Consider the following 18,812-nt stretch of genomic DNA (forward strand, 5'->3'; position numbering starts at 1 on the left):
TACTCAACCGATATGTTGAGCGTGAATGTTGAGAAAAATACACGTGCGTTTTCCCTCGTGAAACGGCCTTAAAGCTCAACCGGTCGGTTGAGCTTTGTTGGAGGCGTTCAGGGGTAGCGGATGGGCGCCGTGTAGGACAGCGGCAGGCTTCAGCCCAGCCCCGCCCAGACCGCGATCCAGTAGGTCGCGCCCGCCGCGGCATAGGCCAGCGCAAACAGATAGCCGATCATGAAGGCGGGCCATGTCCAGCCGTTGGTCTCTCGCCGGACGACGGCGATGGTCGAAAGGCACTGCGGCGCGAACACGAACCAGGCGAGGAAGGCGAGCGCGGTGGCGAGGCTCCAGCGCCCGGCGAGCTTGCCGCCCAGTTCCTGCGCGCCCTGTTCCTCGTCGGTCGCGTCGATCGCATAAACGGTCTGGAGCGCCGACACCGCGACCTCGCGCGCCGCCATCGCGGGGATGACCGCCAGACTCATTTCGTGATTGAAGCCGATCGGGCGCAGCACGACCTCCAGCCCGCTCGCAATGCGGCCGGCGATCGAATATTCGCTCTGCTTCACGCCCTCAGGCGCGACCGGGTAGCTCGCCAGCAGCCACAGCGATACGGTGACCGCCATGATGATCGTGCCCGCACGGCGCAGGAAGACGTAGGCGCGCTGCCACAGGCCGATCGCGATGTCGCGCACCGCCGGCCATTGATAGCGCGGCATTTCCAGCAGGAAGCCGCCGCCGACGCCGCGGGTGACGGTGCGACGGATCAGCACGGCGGCCAGCATCGCGCTGACGATGCCGGCCAGATAGAGGGCGAGCAGCACCAGCCCCTGCAAGCCGACGCCGGGCATCACGTCGCGCGCGGGGATGAAGGCGCCGATGATGACGGCATAGACCGGCAGCCGCGCCGAGCAGGTCATCAGCGGCGCGACGAGGATCGTCGTCAGCCGCTCGCGCGGGTCGCTGATCGATCGCGTGGCCATGATGCCGGGGATGGCGCAGGCGAAGCTGGAGAGCAGGGGGATGAAGGCGCGGCCGGACAGGCCGACGCCCGCCATCATCCGGTCCATCAGCATCGCCGCGCGGACCATGTAGCCCGAGGCTTCGAGGATCAGAATGAACAGGAACAGGATGACGATCTGCGGCAGGAAGACGACGACCGAGCCGACGCCGTTGATGATCCCCTCGACCAGCAGATCGCGCAGGAAGCCCGCAGGCAATGTCGCGACCGCGCTGTCGGCGAGCCAGCCCTGCGCGCCCTCGATCCAGCCGACCGGCGCTTCCGACCAGCTGAACACCGCCTGGAACATCACGAACAGCAGCGCGAGCAGGATCACCGGCCCGAGCACCGGGTGCAGCGCAAACCGGTCGAGCGAGGCGGTCACGGCGCGCGCGCGCGGTTCGTCGACGGTGGCGGCGCGCGCGATGCGGCGCGCCTCGCGCTGGAAATGTCGGATGTCGGGATCGACCTCGGAGGCCGGTACGGGCGCCTGACCAAGCACCGATGAGACGGCGGCGCGCAACGGGTCGAGCCCGCGTTTGCGCACCGCGACCGTCTCCACCACCGGCACGCCGAGTTCGGCCGACAAGGCGGCGACGTCGATCGTCAGCCCGTCGCGCGCGGCCATGTCGACCATGTTGAGCGCAAGCACCATCGGCAGGCCGAGCGCCTTCAGCTGCAGCGCGAACCGCAGGTGATTGTCGAGATTCGTCGCGTCGGCGACGACGACGATCGCATCCGGGCGCCGCTCCCCCGCCTGCCGGCCGAGCACGACGTCGCGCGTCACCTCCTCGTCGGGGCTGGACGGATCGAGGCTGTAGGTGCCGGGAAGGTCGACCAGTTCGACGGGGCGTCCGTCGTCGAGGGACAGGCGGCCGGAGTGACGCTCGACGGTAACGCCGGGATAGTTGCCGACCTTCTGCCGCGCGCCGGTCAGCGCGTTGAACAGCGCGGATTTGCCGGCATTGGGATTGCCGACCAGCGCGACCAGCGGGATGGCGGTCATCGCGTCGTGACGTGGATCGCCCGCGCGATGTGGCGGCGGAAGGTGATGGTCATGCGGCCGATGCGGCAGGCCAGCGGCCCGCCCGCAAGGCCCGCACGTTGCAGCAGTTCGACGTCGACGCCCTCGTCCAGCCCGAATTCGCGCAGGCGGCGCGCCTCCAGCGGCGTCATCTGATCCCAATCGATGCCGGCGACCTCACCGCGCGCGCGGGGCGGTAGGCGATCGAGGGTCAGCGGGGGAGTGATGGGGGCGTGGACGGTCACAACTGCGACCGATTATCAATAACATGAGGCAAACGCCAGCAGATTCGCTTGGCCGCCTACACCGGATAGCGCAGGCGGCCGATGAAGCGGCTGAAGCTCGGGATACGCTCGCGCCGCGCCAGCAGGCCTGCCTTCGCCTTCTCGAACCGCATGATGCCGTCGATGCGCCGCGACAGGAAGGCACGCGTCTCGGCATGGCCCTCGCTCTCGTCGCCCAGGAACACCTGAATCGTCGCGGCATAGACGCCGGCAAGAATCGTGCGCTTGGTATAGTGGTTGTAGTCGGTGGCGGTGTCGCCCGCGGCGCGCCACATCACGTCGGCGGAGCGCCAAGCGAGGCGCGCAGCGGTGGCGAGGTTCTGCGGCTGTGCCAGCACGGCAAGCGCGCGGCGCAACGATTCGCGGTTCGGCGCCAGCAGCTCCAACCGCGTCTCGACCAGCGCGGTGATGCGCTGGCGGATCTTCATCGCGGCAAGCGTCTCGGGGGGCAGGGAAGCGAGCATCGCCGCGTCGATCGCGGCGAACCACGCGTCGATCAGGTCGGACGCGCCGCCCGGGAAGGCGAGCTTCGCCACATCGGCATCGACCGAGCGCGTTATTGCGGCATTCTCGACCGCCGTCGCGCTCCAGCCATCGAACGCAGCGTTGGCGGCGACATCGGCGGCCAGTTCGGCGCGCACCTCGTCCAGGGTCGCGTCGGCGAGATCGGGGGCGAGGGTCGGGGTATCCATCGTCATTCCCTTTGCGCGCCGGCCAGCGTGGGCGCAACCGGCGCGGCACGCTCGCCGCGGCGAACCAGCACCAGCGCCACCGCGACCAACGCCGCACCGACGAAATCGGGCACACCCAGCCGCTCGTCATAGGCGAGCCACCCGATCACCCCGGCGACGACGGGCTGGGTCAGCAGCGCGATGCCGACGATCAGCGGTGACAGATGGCCGAGCGCGTAGATCATCAGGCCCTGCCCGATCAGCTGGCTGACCAGCGCCATCAGCAGCAGCGGCGTCCAGTTCTGCGGCATCACGGTCTCGCCCAGCGCCAGCGCGCCGACCAGCAGCGGCGCGGTGCAGAGCAGCGACGAGATCGCCAGCGCCGACACCGGCTGCATCGTCTCGCGCACCCGCGCCATCGCGATGAAATAGACGGCGTAGAGCACGCCGGCGAGCACGCAGAACAGGTCGCCGACCAGATGCACGCTCGACAATTGCGCCGACCGCCCGAGCAACAGCATCGCGCCCGCGCCCGCCATCGCGAAGGCCAGCCCCTGCATCCGCGTCGGCCAGCTGCGCGCGACGAGGAAGCCATAGAGGGGATAGATTAAGACCGCGACGTTGCCGAAGAGCGTCGCGTTGGCGAGCGTCGTCTGGCGGATGCCGATGTTCCAGCTGCCGAGATCGGCGGCGAAGGTCAGCCCGGAGATGGCGAGGATCCACCACAGCCCGCGCGCCTGGCGCACCGGCCGCTCGCCCATCAGCACTGCGGCCGCCAGCAGCACCGGAACGGCCAGCGTGATCCGCCAGAAGGCCGAGGCGACGGGGCCGACATCCGCCATCCGTACGAACCACGGGCCGAACGCCAGCGCGGCGTTGGCGACGAACACCGCGATCACCGGTGCAATTCTGCTTGGGGGCGGCGTAGGCGTTATTGGGTCGGCGGGGCGATGCATGCGGCCCTGTAGCGCCCTATCTTCGCTGCGTCGCCATCAACCCGAGCGAGATTTGCATGCCCAGCCTGTTCGACCCCATTACCTATGGCGCGATCGCCGCGCCCAACCGTACCGTCATGGCTCCGCTGACGCGCGGTCGCGCCACCGCCGATCATGTGCCGACGCCGATCATGGTCGATTATTATCGCCAGCGCGCGGGCGCGGGGCTCATCATCACCGAGGGGACGGGCATCAGCCGCGAGGGGCTGGGCTGGCCGAACGCGCCGGGCATCTGGTCGGACGAGCAGGTCGAGGCGTGGAAGCCGGTGACGGCGGCGGTGCATGAGGCCGGCGGGCGCATCGTGACGCAGCTGTGGCACCTCGGCCGACTGGCGCGCAAGGACGTGACCGGCTCCGCGCCCTTCTCTTCGTCCGCCACCACCGCACCCGCGCGGCCGGGGGCGACCGACAATCCGAACGTCGAGGCGCGGGCAATGACCCGCGACGATATCGCGCGGACGCTCGACGATTATTCGCGCGCCACCCGCAACGCGATCCGCGCCGGCTTCGACGGCGTCGCGCTCCATGCGGCGAACGGGTATCTGATCGACCAGTTCATGCGGGACGGCGTCAACTTCCGAGACGACGACTACGGCGGGCCGGTCGACAACCGCCTGCGCCTGTTGCGCGAGGTGATGGAGCGGCTGGTGGCCGAGGCGGGCGCCGATCGCACCGGCGTGCGCTTCTCGCCCAACGGCGATTCGCAGGGAGTCGACGATTCGAACCCGGAGAGCGTGTTCGTGCCGGCGGCGGCGCATCTCCAGTCGCTCGGCATCGCCTTCCTCGAACTGCGCGAGCAGGGGCCGGAGGACAGCTTCAGCCGGTCCGACGTGCCGAAGCTCAGCCCAGCGATCCGCAAGGCGTTCACCGGGCCGCTGATCCTCAACCAGGATTACGACCTTGCGTCGGCGCAGGCCGATCTCGACAGCGGCATCGCCGATGCGATCAGCTTCGGTCGGCCGTTCCTCGCCAATCCCGATCTGGTCGAGCGCTTCCGTACCGGCGCGCCGCTGAATGCGCCCGACAAGGCGACCTTTTACACCAACGGCGCCGAGGGCTACACGGATTATCCGTCGCTCGCGGCGTAGTTGCGCCGCGCAACCCGCCACGCGTCGGCGCTCTGTCCCCAGGCGTCGACGCGGTAGGCGGATAGCGGGTCGGGCAGCGTGACCGGCCCGCCGTTCGTCGATCCCAGCCGCTGCGCCAGCCGGATTGACGGCAGGTTGTCGGGCGCGATGGTGTGGATGATGTGGGTCCAGCCGAGCACGTCGACCGCATAGTCCATCGCCGCGCATGCCGCCTCATACGCATAGCCGCGTCCGGCAAAGGCGGAGGCCACGCCCCAGCCGACCTCGGTGCCGGGCCAGCCTTCAGGCTGCCACGGGCCGATGCGGCCGACCCAGGCGCCGGTGTCGCGTTCGATGACGGAGAACATCGAGAAGCCGCGCGTCAGCCAAGCACCGGCGCGCAGCGACAGGTCGCGCCACGCCGCCGCGCGTGACATAGGCCCACCCAGAAATCGCATCTGGTCGGGGTCCGCCGCGAAGGCGGCATAGGCGTCGAGGTTGTCGCCGGACAAGGGCCGCAGCATCAGCCGCGGCGTGAAGAGCACGGGTCCGGGCGGCACCCCGCTCAGGAGAGGCGACTGCGCAGCTGGTACATGGCGATCGCCGCCTTCGCCGCCTCGCCGCCCTTGTCTTTCTCGGTACGCTTGGCGCGGGTCAGCGCCTGCGCCTCGTTCTCGGTCGTGAGGATGCCGTTGCCGATGGCGAGGCCATCCATGCTGAGCGCCATCAGCCCGCGCGCGCTTTCGCCCGCGACGATCTCGAAATGATAGGTCTCGCCACGGATCACGACGCCCAGCGCGACATAGCCGTCGTAGGTGTTGCCCTCGCTCGCCAGCGCGACCGCGCCGGGGATCTCCAGCGCGCCGGGGACGGTGATCGTCTCATGGCTGTGCCCGGCCGCCTCCAACGCGGCGCGCGCGCCCTCCAGCAGCAGGTCGTTCAGATGCTCGTAGAAGCGCGCCTCGACGATCAGGAAATGGGCCATCAGACGCCTTTTTCGATGGGACGCTCGCCGAGGATGCTGAGGCCATAGCCCTCCAGCCCGACGAGCGTGTGGTGGGTGTTGGTGAGCAGGATCATGTCGCGCACGCCAAGTTCGCTCAGGATCGTCGCGCCGACGCCGTAATCGCGCAACTCCTCCATGTCCGCCACGGCTTCCGCATTGCGGATGCGCAGCGCGGTGGTGAAGCCGTCGGCGCGGGTCGGCGTCAGCACGACGATGATCCCGGCGCCCTCCTCCCCGATCATCCGCATCGATTGCTGCAACAGGGTCGCGCGCGGATTGCGCTCGCCGAACAGGTCGGTGAAGGGCGACAGCGCATGCATGCGCACCAGAGTCGGCTTGTCGGGCGTCACGCGGCCCTTCTGCAACACGACCTGCTCGGTGCCGCTGGCGCGGTTCCAGTAGGTCATCGCCGTCCATTCGCCGCCCCATTCGCTGACGAAGCGCGACTCGGCGGTCTTGGCGACGAGGTGATCGTAGCGGCGGCGATAGGCGATCAGGTCGCGGATCGTGCCGATCTTCAGCTTGTGGAACTGCGCGAAGGCGACGAGGTCGTCCATCCGCGCCATCGTCCCGTCCTCGTTCATGATCTCGCAGATCACGCCGGACGGGTTGAGGCCGGCGAGGCGGGCAACGTCGACCGCCGCCTCGGTATGGCCGGTGCGGACCAACACGCCGCCGTCGCGCGCGACCAGCGGGAAGACGTGGCCCGGCGTCACGATCTCGCTGCGCCCCTTCGACGCATCGATCGCGACCGCGACGGTGCGTGCGCGATCGGCGGCGGAGATGCCGGTCGTCACGCCCTCACGCGCCTCGATCGAGACGGTGAAGGCGGTTTCGTGCCGGGTGCCGTTGTTGCGGCTCATCAGGTCGAGCCCGAGCTGGTCGACGCGCTCCTTCGTCATGGCGAGGCAGATCAGGCCGCGGCCGTATTTCGCCATGAAGTTGATCGCGTCGGGCGTCGCCATCTGCGCGGGAATGACCAGATCGCCCTCGTTCTCGCGATCCTCGTCATCGACCAGGATAAACATCCGGCCGTTGCGCGCTTCGTCGATGATCTCCTCGGGCGAGGAGAGGAAGGCGTGGGCGAGACGCGCGAGTTCAGCGGGTTTTGCCACGATAGGCCTCCATGCGCTGCAGATAGCGCGCGAGCACGTCGATCTCGATGTTGACGACGCGACCGATCGTGAGGTCGCCGAGCGTCGTGACCGACTGGGTGTGGGGAATGATGTTCAGCGCGATCTCGGTGCCGTGCTCAAGGTCGGCAACGTCATTGACGGTCAACGAGACGCCGTCGATGGTAACCGATCCCTTGGTCGCCATGAATGGCGCAGTGTCGGGATGGACGGAAATCGTGATAGCGGTCGATCCGCCGATGTCGCGCACGTCCTTCACGACGCCGATGCCGTCGACATGACCGGTGACGATATGCCCGCCCAGCTCGTCGCCCATCCTGAGTGCGCGTTCGAGGTTCAGCCGGCGGCCGGCGGTCCATTGCTCGGCGGCGGTGCGGTTGACGGTTTCGTGCGACACATCGACCGCGAACCGGCCCGGCCCCTTGTCGACGACGGTCAGGCAGACGCCCGAACAGGCGATCGATGCGCCGAGGTCGATCCCGGCGGTGTCATAGGCGGTGGCGATCTCGACGCGCAGGTCGCCGCGGTCCTCCACGGCCACGATCGCGCCGATGTCGCTGACGATTCCGGTAAACATCAGGCGGCGCGATAGACCTCGATCCGGTCGCTGCCAAGCGTCCGCGCATCTTCCAGCCGCCAGCGGCCATGCGCATCGGCAAGCGCGCCGAGGCCGATGTCGCCGAGCGCGGGGATGCCGCCGCCGATCAGGATCGGCGCGCGATAGAGCAGCAAGCGATCGACGAGTCCTGCGCGCAGGAAGGCGGCGGCGGTCCGGGCGCCGCCCTCGACCAGCAGTTCGTTCACGCTGTCGAGCGTGGCGATGGCGGTCGGGTCGGCGATGCCGGTCCAGCCGGGCGGGGCGTCGCCGCGGGTGAGTAGTATGCGGTGCGGGGCGCGATCCTCCAGTCCGGGCAGGCGCACGTCGAGGCGGGGGGCGTCGGTCACCAGCGTGCCGCGCCCGACCAGGATGGCGTCATGACGCGCGCGCTCGACATGGGTGTGGGCGCGGGCGGCGGGGCCGGTGATCCAGCGGCTTTCCCCCGATCCGAGCGCGATGCATCCGTCGAGCGAGGTGGCGAGCTTCAGCGTGACGAACGGGCGTCCGTGTGCGCGACGGGTAAGGAAGCCGGCCATGGCCGAGCGGGCTCGGGCATCCAGCACGCCGGTGGTGACGGCAATGCTGGCGGCGCGCAGGCGCTCGATCCCCGCGCCATCGGTGCGCGGATCGGGATCGCCGGTCGCGACCACGACTCGCGCGATGCCGGCTGAGATCAGAAGATCGGCACAGGCCGGGCCGCGTGGCGAGATATGGGCGCACGGTTCCAGCGTGACATAGGCGGTGGCGCCGCGCGCCGCGTCGCCAGCCCGTGCCAGCGCCATCGCCTCGGCATGGGGGCGCCCGCCCGGCTGGGTCCAGCCGCGCCCGACGACCAAGCCGTCCCGCACGATGATGCAGCCGACGTTGGGATTGGGCGCGGTGCGGCCGCGACCGCGCTCCGACAGGGCAACCGCCGCCGCCATCCAGCGGCGATCGGTCAGATCCCCCATTTTTCCAGCTTGTCGTCCAGCCGCTGGAAGCCGGCCTGGCGATCGGCCTGCGCCTTGTCGCGGATGGCGTCAGTGCGCGCCTTCAGCGCCATGTCACGCAGCTGGCCGGCGCGGATCTCCGCCTCCGACCGGTCGGCGCGCCAGTTCTTCACGTAGATGATGTCCTGCTTGTACTCGCGCTCGAAGTGCGAATCGATCCGAAACGCCACGATGACCAGCGTGGTGATGACGATCGACAGGATCAGGAACACGACATGGGCGGGCTTCTGCAGCGCCATGAAGTGCCGCAGGTCGTTGATCGCGCGCAGCGGCGCGAAGCGGGCGAAATAGGCTTTCACATCGACAAGATAGGGGGTGGGAGGGGGCGGGGCCAGCCCCCTCCTGCCCGACATGTCAGCTATCCTCCATCACGAAACGCAGCGACATCGTCCGCCAGCTGTCGACGGGCACGCCGTCGCGCGTTGCCGGGCGGAACCGCCAGCGTGACAGCGCCTGTCGCCGTGTCGCTTCGAAGAAGGCGGGTGTGGTGGCGCTGACTTGTTCGACCGCGATCACCCGCCCGTCCGCGCCGATTTGAACGCGCACCGTCACCTTGCCTTCGGTGCCGGCGCGGCGTTCCGACTGCGGATATTCGGGCTGGAACTGCGCGCGCGGATCGGGCGACGCGTCGGTGAGGACGGGCGCGGGCGGCGCGATCGGATCGACCGACACGCTGCCCGCACCGCCGGTGCCCGGCAGGGGCGGGTTACCCGGTGGCGGGATGACATCGGTGCCGGCGACGCTGTCGGGCCGGACGATGTCGATCGGCACCTCCGCCTTCGGAATGGTCGGCAACGGCGTGCTTTCCAGCACCTTCGTCTCGGGCTGCGTCGTCGGTTCGGGGAGCGGCGGGGGCGGATCGTCGAGCGGGATGTTGCGGATCGCGATCGTGCCGTCGTCGTCGACACGGACGAAGTGGCCGCCCGCCGTCGCGATGAGCGCGACGATGCCGATGTTCACCGCGATGGCGGCGATGACGGTGGCGGGGCTGGTCTTGGGACGCTGATAGCCTTGAGACGACATCGAACCTCTCCCTTGCAAAATCTCCTGTTGCCGAATCGGGCAGCAAGGAAATGTTACATCATTGCATCGATGCCGCAAGAGACATTGTTACATATTGCCTCCGAGCCGCTCCAGCGTGCGCTGGCGCCCGATCAGCGGCAGCAGCGCGGGCATGTCAGGGCCGTAATCGCGGCCCGTCAGCGCACGGCGCAGCGGCAGGAACAGTGCGCGGCCCTTGCGGCCGGTCGCGTCCTTCAGTGCGGCGGTCAGCGCGTGCCAAGGGTCAACGGACCAGTCGATCGTTGCGGCGACGCCGGCGGCGGTGGCGAGATAGGCGCGATCCTCGTCGGTGATCGTGACGCTGTCGATCGGTCCCTCGACCACCGCCCACCAGACGGCGGCCTCGGCGACATTGGTCAGGTTCGGGCGGATCGCGTCCCAGGCCGCCGCGTCCATGCCCGCGGGCAGGCGGGCGGCGACCGCGTCGTACGGCAGCTGGTGGACGATCTTCGCGTTGACGCCTGCCAGCTCGCCCTCGTCGAAGCGGGCGGGTGCGCGGCCGAAGCGGGCGAAGTCGAATGCGACGACCAGCGGGGTGGGATCGACCAGCGGTTCGACGGGATCGCTGGTGCCGATGCGCGCCAGCAGCGCGACCAGCGCGTGCGGCTCGATGCCGACATCGCGGAAATGATCGACGCCGAGCGAGCCGAGCCGCTTCGACAGCTTGCCCTCGCTGCCGGTCAGCAGCGCCTCGTGCGCGAAGGCGGGCGGCGTCGCGCCGAGACTGTCGAACATCTGCAATTGCAGCGCGGTGTTCGACACATGATCCTCGCCGCGCACGACATGGGTCACGCCCATGTCGATATCGTCGATGACGCTGGGCAACAGATACAGCCACGACCCGTCGGCGCGGCGGATGACGGGATCGCTCATCGTCGCGGAATCGAAGCGCTGCGGGCCGCGGATCAGGTCGTCCCAGACGATCGGCGCGTGGTCGAGCCGGAAGCGCCAGTGCGGCCGCCGCCCTTTGCTTTCCAGCGCGGCGCGGTCGGCGTCGGTGAGCGACAGCGCGGTACGCTCGTAGATCGGCGGCAGCCCGCGCCCGAGCAGGATCTTGCGGCGGAGGTCGAGTTCCTCGGGCGTCTCGTACGCAGGATAGATGCGCCCGCGCGCCACAAGATCGGCGAACACCGCGTCATACCGCCCGAACCGCGCCGACTGCCGCTCCTCGCCGTCCGGCACCAGCCCGAGCCAGTCGAGATCGGCGCGGATCGCCTCCACGAACCGCTCGTCGCTGCGTGCGCTATCGGTATCGTCGATGCGCAGCAGGAAGCGCCCGCCGTGCGCGCGCGCGAACATCCAGTTGTGAAGCGCGGTGCGGATGTTGCCGACGTGCAGCGTGCCGGTGGGCGATGGGGCGAAGCGGGTGACGACGGTCATGGGCGGCGCTTTACGCCAGCCATCGCCACGAGGACTAGCCGTCATCGAACCGTCACCTTATGGGGGCGGCACATCGGGCGGAGCGCAACCTTCATGAAACTGATCGCCGGCAATTCGAATATGCCGCTCGCACAGGCCATCGCCGATTATTGCGAGATCCCGCTGACCAAGGCGAACGTCCGCCGCTTCGCCGACGAGGAGATCTTCGTCGAGGTGCTGGAGAACGTGCGCGGCGAGGATGTGTTCGTGCTCCAGTCGACGTCCTATCCGGCGAACGACAATCTGATGGAGACGCTCATCATCATCGACGCGCTGAAGCGCGCGTCGGCGCGGCGCATTACCGCGGTACTCCCCTATTTCGGCTATGCGCGGCAGGACCGGAAGCCGGGGCCCCGCACGCCGATCTCGGCCAAGCTGGTCGCGAACCTCATCACCACGGCGGGCGCCGACCGCGTGCTGTCGGTCGACCTGCACGCCGGACAGATCCAGGGCTTCTTCGACATCCCGACCGACAATCTGTTCGCCGCCCCCGTCATGTCGGCGGACATCCGCAGCCGCTATCCCGACGGCAACTGGATGGTGGTGTCGCCCGACGTCGGCGGCGTGGTGCGCGCGCGGGCGCTGTCCAAGCGGCTCGACAACGCCCCCCTCGCCATCGTCGACAAGCGCCGCGAGCGTGCTGGTGAGTCAGAAGTGATGAACATCATAGGCGAGGTCGAGGGGCGCTTCTGCATCCTGATCGACGACATCGTCGATTCGGCCGGCACGCTCTGCAACGCCGCCGCCGCGCTCAAGCAGGCGGGCGCGCAGGACGTCGTCGCCTACGTCACCCACGGCGTGCTGTCGGGCGGCGCGGTGGCGCGGGTGGACGGATCGGCGCTGACCGAACTGGTTATCACCGATTCGATCGGCAACCACGAGACGATCGCCCAGTCCGCCAAGGTCCGCCACCTGACGATCGCGCCGCTGCTGGCCGAGGCGATCCAGCGCATTGCCGACGAATCGAGCGTGTCGAGCCTGTTCGACTAAACGTGGCGCGCCGTCCGCCCTGCGACAGTCTGCTACAAAAATCGGGTGGACGCGGGCCCGGGGTGACGCCAATCACGGTCGCGATGATGGTGCGCCGTATCACGAAACCGATGCTCGGCCTGATGTCGGGCGCGTCGCTGCTGGCGGGCTGCACGCTCGGTCCCGACTATCGCGGCCATTCTCCCGAGGCGCTGGGTGTGCCGGCGACATATTCGGTCGCGACCGGTACCGCGGCGCCCGCGGACCTGACGTCATGGTGGCAGCGGTTCGACGATCCGTTGCTCCAGCGGCTGGTGGCGAGCGCGGCGACGACCAATTTGGACGTCGCGCAGGCGGTGGCGCGGCTGCGGCAGGCGCGTGAATCGCTGGTCCAGTCGCGCGGCGAGCTGTTGCCGCGCGTCACCGGGTCGGGCGGCTATTCGCGCAACGTCAATCTGGTCGGCGGCACCAGCACGATCGTGCTGCCCGACGGCACGGTGACGAACATCAGCCGCGGCGATTCGTCGAGCTTCTCGGTGGGCGCCAGCGTCAACTATCAGGTCGGCCTGTTCGGCGAGATCCGCCGCACGGTGGAGGCGACGCGCGCGCAATATGAGGCGAGCGGCTACACGCTGGCGTCGGTCATCCTGTCGACGCAGGGCGAGATCGCGCGCAACTATATCCTCGCCCGCGCCGCGCAGGCGCAGCTGGCGACCGCGCGGTCGAGCTTGGCCCTGCAGGACGATAATTTCGAGATCGCGGGTTTCCGCGTGCAGGCCGGGCTGGTTTCATCGCTCGATAGCGAGCAGGCGCGGTTGCAGCGCGCGCAGACCGCCGCGACGATCCCGACGATCGAGGCGAATTACAACAGCGCGGTGTCGCGGCTGGGCGTGCTGACCGGACAGGCGCCGGGCGCGCTGAAGGCGGAGATGGCGGCGGCGCGGCCGATCCCGATCGGCACGACGCCCGGCGGCATCGGCTTTCCCGCCGACGTGCTGCGCCAGCGTCCCGACGTGCTGGCGGCCGAACGCAACCTCGCCGCCGCGACCGCGCGGATCGGCGTGGCGAAGGCGGCGCTCTATCCCGCCCTCGCCATCACCGGGAACGCCAACACCAACGCGACGTCGATCGGCAATCTGTTCGAGACGGTCGCCGGCACGCTGTTCGCCGGGCTGACCCAGCTGATCTTCGACGGTGGGCGCGCGAAATCGGGCGTACGATCGAGCGAGGCCGCCGCGCAGGAGGCGTTCGCGGCCTACAAGGGCACGGTGCTCGCCGCGCTGGAGGATGTCGAGACTGCCGCGGTGGCGCTGAACACCGCCGATGCGCGCGTGCGGGCGTTCTCGACCGCGCTCGACGCCGCGCAGACGACCGCGCTGCTGTCGCGCAGCCAGTATCGTTCCGGCCTGACCGACTTCACGACGCTGACCCAGGCGGAGAGCGGCCTGCTCAACGCCCGCAACGGGCTGGTGCAGGCCGAGGCCGACCGCTCGACCGCGCTCGTCCAGCTCTATCTCGCGCTCGGCGGCGGGTGGGACAGCCGTACCGTTCCGCAAGCCCCGCCGCCCGAACCCTATACGCAGGACCGCTGATGGCCGACGCAACCGCAACCGACGAATTCCTGGGCGTGAAGACCGTGCCCGCGTGGCGCCGCTACGTGAAGTGGGTGGTGGTCGCGGTGCTCGTCCTCCTGCTGGTGCTCGGCCTGCGCAGCTGCTTCGCGAGCGATGCCGCCCCGCAATATTCGACCGAGGCGGCGGCGCGCGGCGACCTGACCGTGACGGTGTCCGCGACCGGCAAGCTGGCGCCGACCAATCAGGTGACGGTGGGTTCGCAGCTGTCGGGCCTCGTCACCCGCGTCGTCGTCGATGTGAACGATCGCGTGACGGCAGGGCAGGCGCTGGCGCTGATCGATCCTGAACAGATCGAGGATCAGATCCGCGCCGGCGATGCGCAGCTGAACGCCAACGTCGCGCAGGTCGCGCAGGCGCAGGCGACGGTGGCCGAGGCGCGCGCGCAGCTCGCGCGGCTGGAGGAAGTATCGCGCCTGTCGGGCGGGCGCGTGCCGGCGGCGGCGGAATTGCAGACGGGGCGGGCGAACTACCAGCGCGCGGTGGCGGCACAGCGCGTGGCGCAGGCGAACGTCACCGCGGCGCGCGCGCAGCTTGCGCAGTCGCAGACGCAGCGGCAGCGCGCGATCATCCGCTCGCCCGTGTCGGGCGTCGTGCTCGCCCGCGCGGTCGATCCCGGCCAGACGGTGGCGGCGTCGTTCAACACGCCGACATTGTTCGTGATCGCCGAGGACCTGTCGAAGATGAAGCTGGAGGTCTCGATCGACGAGGCCGACGTCGGGCAGGTCAAGGTGGGCCAGCGCGCGAACTTCACCGTCGACGCCTTTCCCGGCAGGACCTTCCCCGCAGCGATCAGCCGCGTCGATCTGGGCTCGAACCTGACCGTCAGTTCGGCCACGGCATCGACGGCGACCACGGCCACGACCGGGCAGGTGGTGTCCTATGCCGCCGACCTGACCGTCGAGAACCCGACGTTGCAGCTGCGCCCCGGCATGACCGCGACCGCCGATATCGTGACGAGCGAGAAGAAGAACGCGCTGCTCGTCCCCAACGCCGCGCTGCGGTTCAAGCCCGCCAGCACCGACGCATCGGGCGGCGGCATCGCCGGACAGATGTTCGCGCGGCCGCGCCGCAGCGGTGCGACGCGCGAGGTGACGGTCGGCCGCGGTGCGCAACAGACCGTCTATGTGAAGGGTGACGACGGCAAGCCGCAGGCGATCCGCATCACCACCGGCGACACCAACGGCAGCATGACGGAGGTGATCGGCGGCGACCTGAAGGCGGGGATGCAGGTCATCACCGGCCAGCTGTCGACCGACGGCAAGGGCGGCGGTGCGGGCGGCAGCGGATCGGGCCAGCGCCGCTCCGGCGCCGCGCGGTCGGGCGGCTGAGGATCGTCCCGGCGGTGACATCGGCCGATCCCATCATCGCGCTGCGCGGCGTGACCAAGGTCTATGGCAACGGCGCGACCGCGTTCCAGGCGCTGAAGGGCGTCGATCTCGACATCGCGGCGGGCGATTTCGTCGCGGTGATGGGACCGTCGGGGTCGGGCAAGTCGACGACGATGAACATCCTCGGCTGTCTCGACGTGCCGAGCGCGGGCAGCTTCCTGTTCCGCGGCCACCACATCGAATCGCTGACCCGCGACCAGCGCGCGCTGCTGCGGCGGCGCTACCTCGGCTTCGTGTTCCAGGGCTTCAACCTGCTGTCGCGCACCTCCGCGCTCGAGAATGTCGAGCTGCCTTTGCTGTACCGCGGCGAGGACAAGAAGGCGCGGCACGACATGGGCATGGCCGCGCTCGACAAGGTCGGGCTGGCCGACTGGTGGGACCACACCCCCGCCGAACTGTCGGGCGGGCAGCAGCAGCGCGTGGCCATCGCGCGCGCGATCGTGACCAATCCGGATGTGCTGCTCGCCGACGAACCGACCGGCAACCTCGATTCGGAACGCTCGGTCGAGATCATGGAATTGCTGACCGACCTTAACCGCAACAGCGGCATCACGGTCCTGATGGTCACCCACGAAGGCGACATGGCCGCGTTCGCGCGGACGATCGTGCATTTCAAGGATGGGCTGGTGGAGCGGATCGAGCGCAGCGCGGCGGACGACGGCGCTCGGCCGACCCGCGCAAGCACGGCCGGCGGGCGAAGCCCGTCCGACGACGCGGCTTTGCCGCGGCGCGGTGATACGGAAATCACGGCCTGATGTTCTTCACCACCTTCATCCTCGCGATCCGCTCGATCCGCCGGCACCTGCTGCGCTCGTTCCTGACGACGCTCGGCATCGTCATCGGCGTGGCGGCGGTCGTGACGATGGTGACGCTGGGCAAGGCGACGACCGCGTCGGTGCAGAAGCAGATCTCGGCACTCGGCACCAACGTGCTGCAGGTCCGCCCAGGCCAGGGCTTCGGGCGCGGCGGCGGTGGCCCGCGGCCTCCAGACTTCGATCAGGCCGATGTCGAAGCCGTGGCGCGGCAAATCGCCGGCGTGAAGGCGGTCGCCCCGCAGGCGACGGCGACCGGCACCGCGATCTATGAGGGGTCGAACTGGTCGACGACCGTCAACGGCACGACCGCGGCGTTCCTCGACGTGCAGCCGTGGCCGCTTCAGCAGGGCCGTTACTGGACGCCGACCGAGGAGGCGGCGGGCAAGTCCGTCTGCATCATCGGCAACACGGTCTACACCAACCTCTATCGCGGCGGGCAGGCGGCGGGAACGCGGATGCGGATCGGCGGCATCTCCTGCGACGTGATCGGCGTGCTGACGACGCGCGGGCAGGGCGGCTTCGGCGATCAGGACGACACCGTCATCATGCCGATCAAGGCGGTGCAGCGCCGCTTCACCGGCAACAACGCGATCCGCCTGATGCTGGTGGGCGTCGATTCCAACTATGCGACCTCGACCGTGCAGTCGGGCATCGAGGACCTGTTGCGCGAGCGTCGCCGGATCACCGGGGGCAAGACCGACGATTTCAATATCTTCGACACCAAGCAGATCAGCGACGCGCTGACCGGCACCACCACCGCGCTGACGGGCATCGTCACCGCGGTCGCTGCGATCAGCCTGGTCGTCGGCGGGATCGGTATCATGAACATCATGCTTGTCAGCGTGACCGAACGCACGCGCGAGATCGGCATCCGCCTGGCGATCGGCGCGGTGGCGAGCGAGGTGCTGATGCAGTTCCTGGTCGAGGCGATCGTGCTGTCCATGCTGGGCGGGCTGATCGGGTTGCTGCTCGCGCAAGGGGCTGTGTTCGGGCTGTCGGGGCTGATGAAGGTCGACTTCCTGTTCGATCCGCAGATCAACCTGATCGCCTTCGCCATTTCCGGCCTGATCGGCGTGGTGTTCGGCTATTTCCCTGCCCGGCGCGCGGCGGCGCTGAACCCGATCGACGCGCTGCGCCACGAGTAGGCGTTAACTAGGGCTCAAATTTCCGTTCGTGCTGAGCGAAGTCGAAGCGCCCCCAGCCATGCCCTTCGACTTCGCTCAGGGGAACGGACGGTGATGCTAATCCAGCCGCCGTGCCTCGGGCCGGGTCAACGCCTCGGGCGCGCGGACCAGGGCGCGGAGTTTTTCCAGATCCTCGGGCGTGTCGATGTCGATCAGCTCGGCGGGCGCGGTGACGACATGCTTGCCGCCGCGCACCAGATCGCGTGCGCCGGCATCGCCCTCCAGCGACAACAGGAAGTCGAACCGGCCGGCGCCGAACAGCGCGGGCGGGCGCGGCTGCACGCCGTCGCTCGACGCGACGACGGCGTCGGGTGAATCGGCGACCTCCAGTAGGCGATAGATATGCGCGGCGGTCACGCGCGGCATGTCTGCCAGCGCGATCAGGACCGCCTTCGCGCCCGAGTCGCGGGCGGCGGCGACGCCCAGCTTCACCGATGCCGCCATGCCGGATTCGGAGCCGTCGTTGTGGATGACCTCGAACCCCTCGAAATCCAGCGAACATCCGTCCTTCACCACGAAACGCCGCAGGAAGGGCATGTTCTCCAGCGCGGTCGCGACGTGCAGGCCGACCGGCTTGCCGAGGAAATCGGCCTCCAGCTTGTTGCCATCGGGAAAGCGCGACGACAGCCCGGCGGCGAGCAGGACGAGGGCGGTATCCTCAGCGGCGATCATTGAAGGCTCCTATCATGGCGGCGGCGATCGACAGGGCGATCTCGCCCGGGCCGACCGCGCCGATATCGATGCCGACCGGCCCGTCGATACGAGCAAGCGCATCCTCGGTGACGCCGGCGGCACGCAGCCGGTCGAGCCGGGCGGCATGGCTGCGGCGGCTGCCGAGCGCGCCGACATAGGCGGTGTCGGCGGACAACGCGGCGATCAGCGCGGGATCGTCGATCTTCATGTCGTGGCTGAGCGTCACGACCGCGGTGGAGGGGCCGGGCTTCAGCGCCGCGATCGCCTCGTCCGGCCAGCGATCGTCGAGATCGGTGTCGGGGAAACGATCCTCGGTCAGGAAACGCGCGCGCGGGTCGATCACCGTCGTCGCGATACCGAGCGTGCGGGCCAGCGCGACGAGCGACTGCGCGATCTGCACCGCACCCACGACGATCAGCCGGCGCGGTGGATCGTAGCGGTTAAGGAAGACCTCGCCGGTTTCGAGCGGCCGCAGGTCGCTGTGCCCGGTGGCGAGATCGGTGGCGACGACCAGTGCGCGGCCGTCGCTGCGGGCCGCTTCGATCGCGTCGAACAGTTCGGGGTCGAAGCCGGCGGCCGACACCGGCTGAACCATGACGGCGATCTCGCCGCCGCACGGCAGGCCGACCTCCCACGCCGCGGCATCGGCGACGCCGTAGCGCTTCACGACGGCGGGGGCACCGGCGATGACCTGCGCCGCGGTGTCGAGGATGTCGGTTTCGACGCAGCCGCCCGACACCGATCCTTCGAACCGACCGTCGGTGTGGACGAGCATGTGGCTGCCGCGCGGGCGCGGTGCTGAACCCCAGGTCGAGACGACGGTGGCGAGCGCGAGCGGCTCGCCGCGCCACGCCCGCGCGGCGGCGAGGATGCTATCGTTATCGGCCATG

General features: G+C 69.2%; 19 protein-coding genes and 1 pseudogene. 6 read left to right on the forward strand and 14 right to left on the reverse strand.

Annotated elements, in window-relative coordinates; translation table 11 throughout:
- Positions 1-149: 149 nt before the first annotated feature.
- The 4 genes from feoB to ACX40P_RS01505 are packed head-to-tail and all read right to left on the reverse strand — an operon-like array spanning position 150 to position 3,926.
- The gene (gene feoB, locus ACX40P_RS01490) at positions 150-1,997 is read right to left on the reverse strand and encodes a ferrous iron transporter B (protein WP_459124527.1); all 1,848 of its coding nucleotides are present in this window, start codon (positions 1,995-1,997) and stop codon (positions 150-152) included.
- Positions 1,994-2,260, reverse strand: coding sequence for a FeoA family protein (locus ACX40P_RS01495; RefSeq protein ID WP_459124528.1), 267 nt, complete (start codon positions 2,258-2,260; stop codon positions 1,994-1,996). Before ACX40P_RS01495 ends, feoB begins: the two co-directional genes overlap by 4 nt.
- Before the next feature lie 56 nt (positions 2,261-2,316).
- Complete coding sequence (locus tag ACX40P_RS01500; protein ID WP_459124529.1) at positions 2,317-2,997, reverse strand: COQ9 family protein; 681 nt, start codon at positions 2,995-2,997, stop codon at positions 2,317-2,319.
- The gene (locus ACX40P_RS01505; RefSeq protein WP_459124530.1) at positions 2,994-3,926 is read right to left on the reverse strand and encodes a DMT family transporter; all 933 of its coding nucleotides are present in this window, start codon (positions 3,924-3,926) and stop codon (positions 2,994-2,996) included. Before ACX40P_RS01505 ends, ACX40P_RS01500 begins: the two co-directional genes overlap by 4 nt.
- Positions 3,927-3,982: 56 nt before the next feature.
- Between ACX40P_RS01505 and ACX40P_RS01510 the strand changes: the two genes are divergently transcribed.
- Positions 3,983-5,053, forward strand: a complete 1,071-nt coding sequence (locus tag ACX40P_RS01510; protein ID WP_459124531.1) for an alkene reductase — start codon at positions 3,983-3,985, stop codon at positions 5,051-5,053.
- Here ACX40P_RS01510 and ACX40P_RS01515 read toward each other — a convergent pair.
- The 8 genes from ACX40P_RS01515 to ACX40P_RS01550 all read right to left on the reverse strand — a co-directional run bounded on the left by ACX40P_RS01515 (position 5,032) and on the right by ACX40P_RS01550 (position 11,200).
- Complete coding sequence (locus ACX40P_RS01515) at positions 5,032-5,592, reverse strand: GNAT family N-acetyltransferase (RefSeq protein WP_459124532.1); 561 nt, start codon at positions 5,590-5,592, stop codon at positions 5,032-5,034. The genes ACX40P_RS01510 and ACX40P_RS01515 overlap by 22 nt on opposite strands.
- Before the next feature lie 5 nt (positions 5,593-5,597).
- Positions 5,598-6,017 (reverse strand): 6,7-dimethyl-8-ribityllumazine synthase, encoded by a 420-nt coding sequence (ribH, locus tag ACX40P_RS01520; protein WP_459124533.1) that lies wholly within the window; start codon positions 6,015-6,017, stop codon positions 5,598-5,600.
- A complete protein-coding gene (ribB, locus tag ACX40P_RS01525; protein WP_459124534.1) occupies positions 6,017-7,153 on the reverse strand; it encodes a 3,4-dihydroxy-2-butanone-4-phosphate synthase in 1,137 nt (378 codons plus the stop codon). Before ribB ends, ribH begins: the two co-directional genes overlap by 1 nt.
- Positions 7,137-7,748: a riboflavin synthase gene (locus ACX40P_RS01530; protein WP_459124535.1), complete on the reverse strand. Its 612-nt coding sequence runs from the start codon at positions 7,746-7,748 to the stop codon at positions 7,137-7,139. Before ACX40P_RS01530 ends, ribB begins: the two co-directional genes overlap by 17 nt.
- Positions 7,748-8,719 (reverse strand): bifunctional diaminohydroxyphosphoribosylaminopyrimidine deaminase/5-amino-6-(5-phosphoribosylamino)uracil reductase RibD, encoded by a 972-nt coding sequence (gene ribD, locus ACX40P_RS01535; protein WP_459124536.1) that lies wholly within the window; start codon positions 8,717-8,719, stop codon positions 7,748-7,750. Before ribD ends, ACX40P_RS01530 begins: the two co-directional genes overlap by 1 nt.
- The gene (locus ACX40P_RS01540) at positions 8,707-9,111 is read right to left on the reverse strand and encodes a hypothetical protein (RefSeq protein WP_459124537.1); all 405 of its coding nucleotides are present in this window, start codon (positions 9,109-9,111) and stop codon (positions 8,707-8,709) included. The genes ribD and ACX40P_RS01540 overlap by 13 nt, the downstream gene beginning before the upstream one ends.
- A 1-nt stretch (position 9,112) precedes the next feature.
- Positions 9,113-9,781, reverse strand: coding sequence for an energy transducer TonB (locus ACX40P_RS01545; protein ID WP_459124538.1), 669 nt, complete (start codon positions 9,779-9,781; stop codon positions 9,113-9,115).
- 87 nt (positions 9,782-9,868) lie between these two features.
- Positions 9,869-11,200: a glutamate--tRNA ligase gene (locus tag ACX40P_RS01550; RefSeq protein WP_459124539.1), complete on the reverse strand. Its 1,332-nt coding sequence runs from the start codon at positions 11,198-11,200 to the stop codon at positions 9,869-9,871.
- A 93-nt stretch (positions 11,201-11,293) separates the two neighbouring features.
- On the opposite strand from ACX40P_RS01550, the gene ACX40P_RS01555 reads away from it, so the two are divergent.
- The 5 genes and pseudogenes from ACX40P_RS01555 (at position 11,294) to ACX40P_RS01575 (ending at position 17,190) form a co-directional block, all read left to right on the forward strand.
- On the forward strand, positions 11,294-12,229 hold the full coding sequence (locus ACX40P_RS01555) for a ribose-phosphate pyrophosphokinase (protein ID WP_459124540.1): 936 nt from the start codon (positions 11,294-11,296) through the stop codon (positions 12,227-12,229).
- Between the two features lie 86 nt (positions 12,230-12,315).
- Positions 12,316-13,800: an efflux transporter outer membrane subunit gene (locus ACX40P_RS01560; protein WP_459125203.1), complete on the forward strand. Its 1,485-nt coding sequence runs from the start codon at positions 12,316-12,318 to the stop codon at positions 13,798-13,800.
- Positions 13,800-15,170, forward strand: a complete 1,371-nt coding sequence (locus ACX40P_RS01565; RefSeq protein ID WP_459124541.1) for an efflux RND transporter periplasmic adaptor subunit — start codon at positions 13,800-13,802, stop codon at positions 15,168-15,170. The genes ACX40P_RS01560 and ACX40P_RS01565 overlap by 1 nt, the downstream gene beginning before the upstream one ends.
- Positions 15,171-15,184: 14 nt before the next feature.
- Positions 15,185-15,874: pseudogene (locus ACX40P_RS01570) on the forward strand (ABC transporter ATP-binding protein); the annotation flags it as partial.
- Between the two features lie 110 nt (positions 15,875-15,984).
- On the forward strand, positions 15,985-17,190 hold the full coding sequence (locus tag ACX40P_RS01575) for an ABC transporter permease (RefSeq protein WP_459124542.1): 1,206 nt from the start codon (positions 15,985-15,987) through the stop codon (positions 17,188-17,190).
- 96 nt (positions 17,191-17,286) lie between these two features.
- Here ACX40P_RS01575 and ACX40P_RS01580 read toward each other — a convergent pair whose 3' ends face one another.
- Positions 17,287-17,901: a nucleotidyltransferase family protein gene (locus ACX40P_RS01580; protein ID WP_459124543.1), complete on the reverse strand. Its 615-nt coding sequence runs from the start codon at positions 17,899-17,901 to the stop codon at positions 17,287-17,289.
- On the reverse strand, positions 17,888-18,811 hold the full coding sequence (locus ACX40P_RS01585) for an XdhC family protein (protein ID WP_459124544.1): 924 nt from the start codon (positions 18,809-18,811) through the stop codon (positions 17,888-17,890). The genes ACX40P_RS01580 and ACX40P_RS01585 overlap by 14 nt, the downstream gene beginning before the upstream one ends.
- Position 18,812 lies beyond the last annotated feature (1 nt).

It is taken from the genome of Sphingomonas sp. RS2018, from assembly GCF_054489605.1.

What these genes read in the sequence shown, in the direction of transcription:
- ACX40P_RS01505 (WP_459124530.1), bottom strand. Translation starts at nt 3,926, where the DNA reads ATGCATCGCCCCGCCGACCCAATAACGCCTACGCCGCCCCCAAGCAGA.
- ribH (WP_459124533.1), bottom strand. Translation starts at nt 6,017, where the DNA reads ATGGCCCATTTCCTGATCGTCGAGGCGCGCTTCTACGAGCATCTGAAC.
- ribD (WP_459124536.1), bottom strand. Translation starts at nt 8,719, where the DNA reads ATGGGGGATCTGACCGATCGCCGCTGGATGGCGGCGGCGGTTGCCCTG.
- ACX40P_RS01530 (WP_459124535.1), bottom strand. Translation starts at nt 7,748, where the DNA reads ATGTTTACCGGAATCGTCAGCGACATCGGCGCGATCGTGGCCGTGGAG.
- ACX40P_RS01545 (WP_459124538.1), bottom strand. Translation starts at nt 9,781, where the DNA reads ATGTCGTCTCAAGGCTATCAGCGTCCCAAGACCAGCCCCGCCACCGTC.
- ACX40P_RS01575 (WP_459124542.1), top strand. Translation starts at nt 15,985, where the DNA reads ATGTTCTTCACCACCTTCATCCTCGCGATCCGCTCGATCCGCCGGCAC.
- ACX40P_RS01540 (WP_459124537.1), bottom strand. Translation starts at nt 9,111, where the DNA reads ATGTCGGGCAGGAGGGGGCTGGCCCCGCCCCCTCCCACCCCCTATCTT.
- ACX40P_RS01555 (WP_459124540.1), top strand. Translation starts at nt 11,294, where the DNA reads ATGAAACTGATCGCCGGCAATTCGAATATGCCGCTCGCACAGGCCATC.
- ACX40P_RS01500 (WP_459124529.1), bottom strand. Translation starts at nt 2,997, where the DNA reads ATGACGATGGATACCCCGACCCTCGCCCCCGATCTCGCCGACGCGACC.
- ACX40P_RS01580 (WP_459124543.1), bottom strand. Translation starts at nt 17,901, where the DNA reads ATGATCGCCGCTGAGGATACCGCCCTCGTCCTGCTCGCCGCCGGGCTG.
- ACX40P_RS01560 (WP_459125203.1), top strand. Translation starts at nt 12,316, where the DNA reads ATGGTGCGCCGTATCACGAAACCGATGCTCGGCCTGATGTCGGGCGCG.
- ACX40P_RS01565 (WP_459124541.1), top strand. Translation starts at nt 13,800, where the DNA reads ATGGCCGACGCAACCGCAACCGACGAATTCCTGGGCGTGAAGACCGTG.
- ACX40P_RS01510 (WP_459124531.1), top strand. Translation starts at nt 3,983, where the DNA reads ATGCCCAGCCTGTTCGACCCCATTACCTATGGCGCGATCGCCGCGCCC.
- feoB (WP_459124527.1), bottom strand. Translation starts at nt 1,997, where the DNA reads ATGACCGCCATCCCGCTGGTCGCGCTGGTCGGCAATCCCAATGCCGGC.
- ACX40P_RS01550 (WP_459124539.1), bottom strand. Translation starts at nt 11,200, where the DNA reads ATGACCGTCGTCACCCGCTTCGCCCCATCGCCCACCGGCACGCTGCAC.
- ACX40P_RS01585 (WP_459124544.1), bottom strand. Translation starts at nt 18,811, where the DNA reads ATGGCCGATAACGATAGCATCCTCGCCGCCGCGCGGGCGTGGCGCGGC.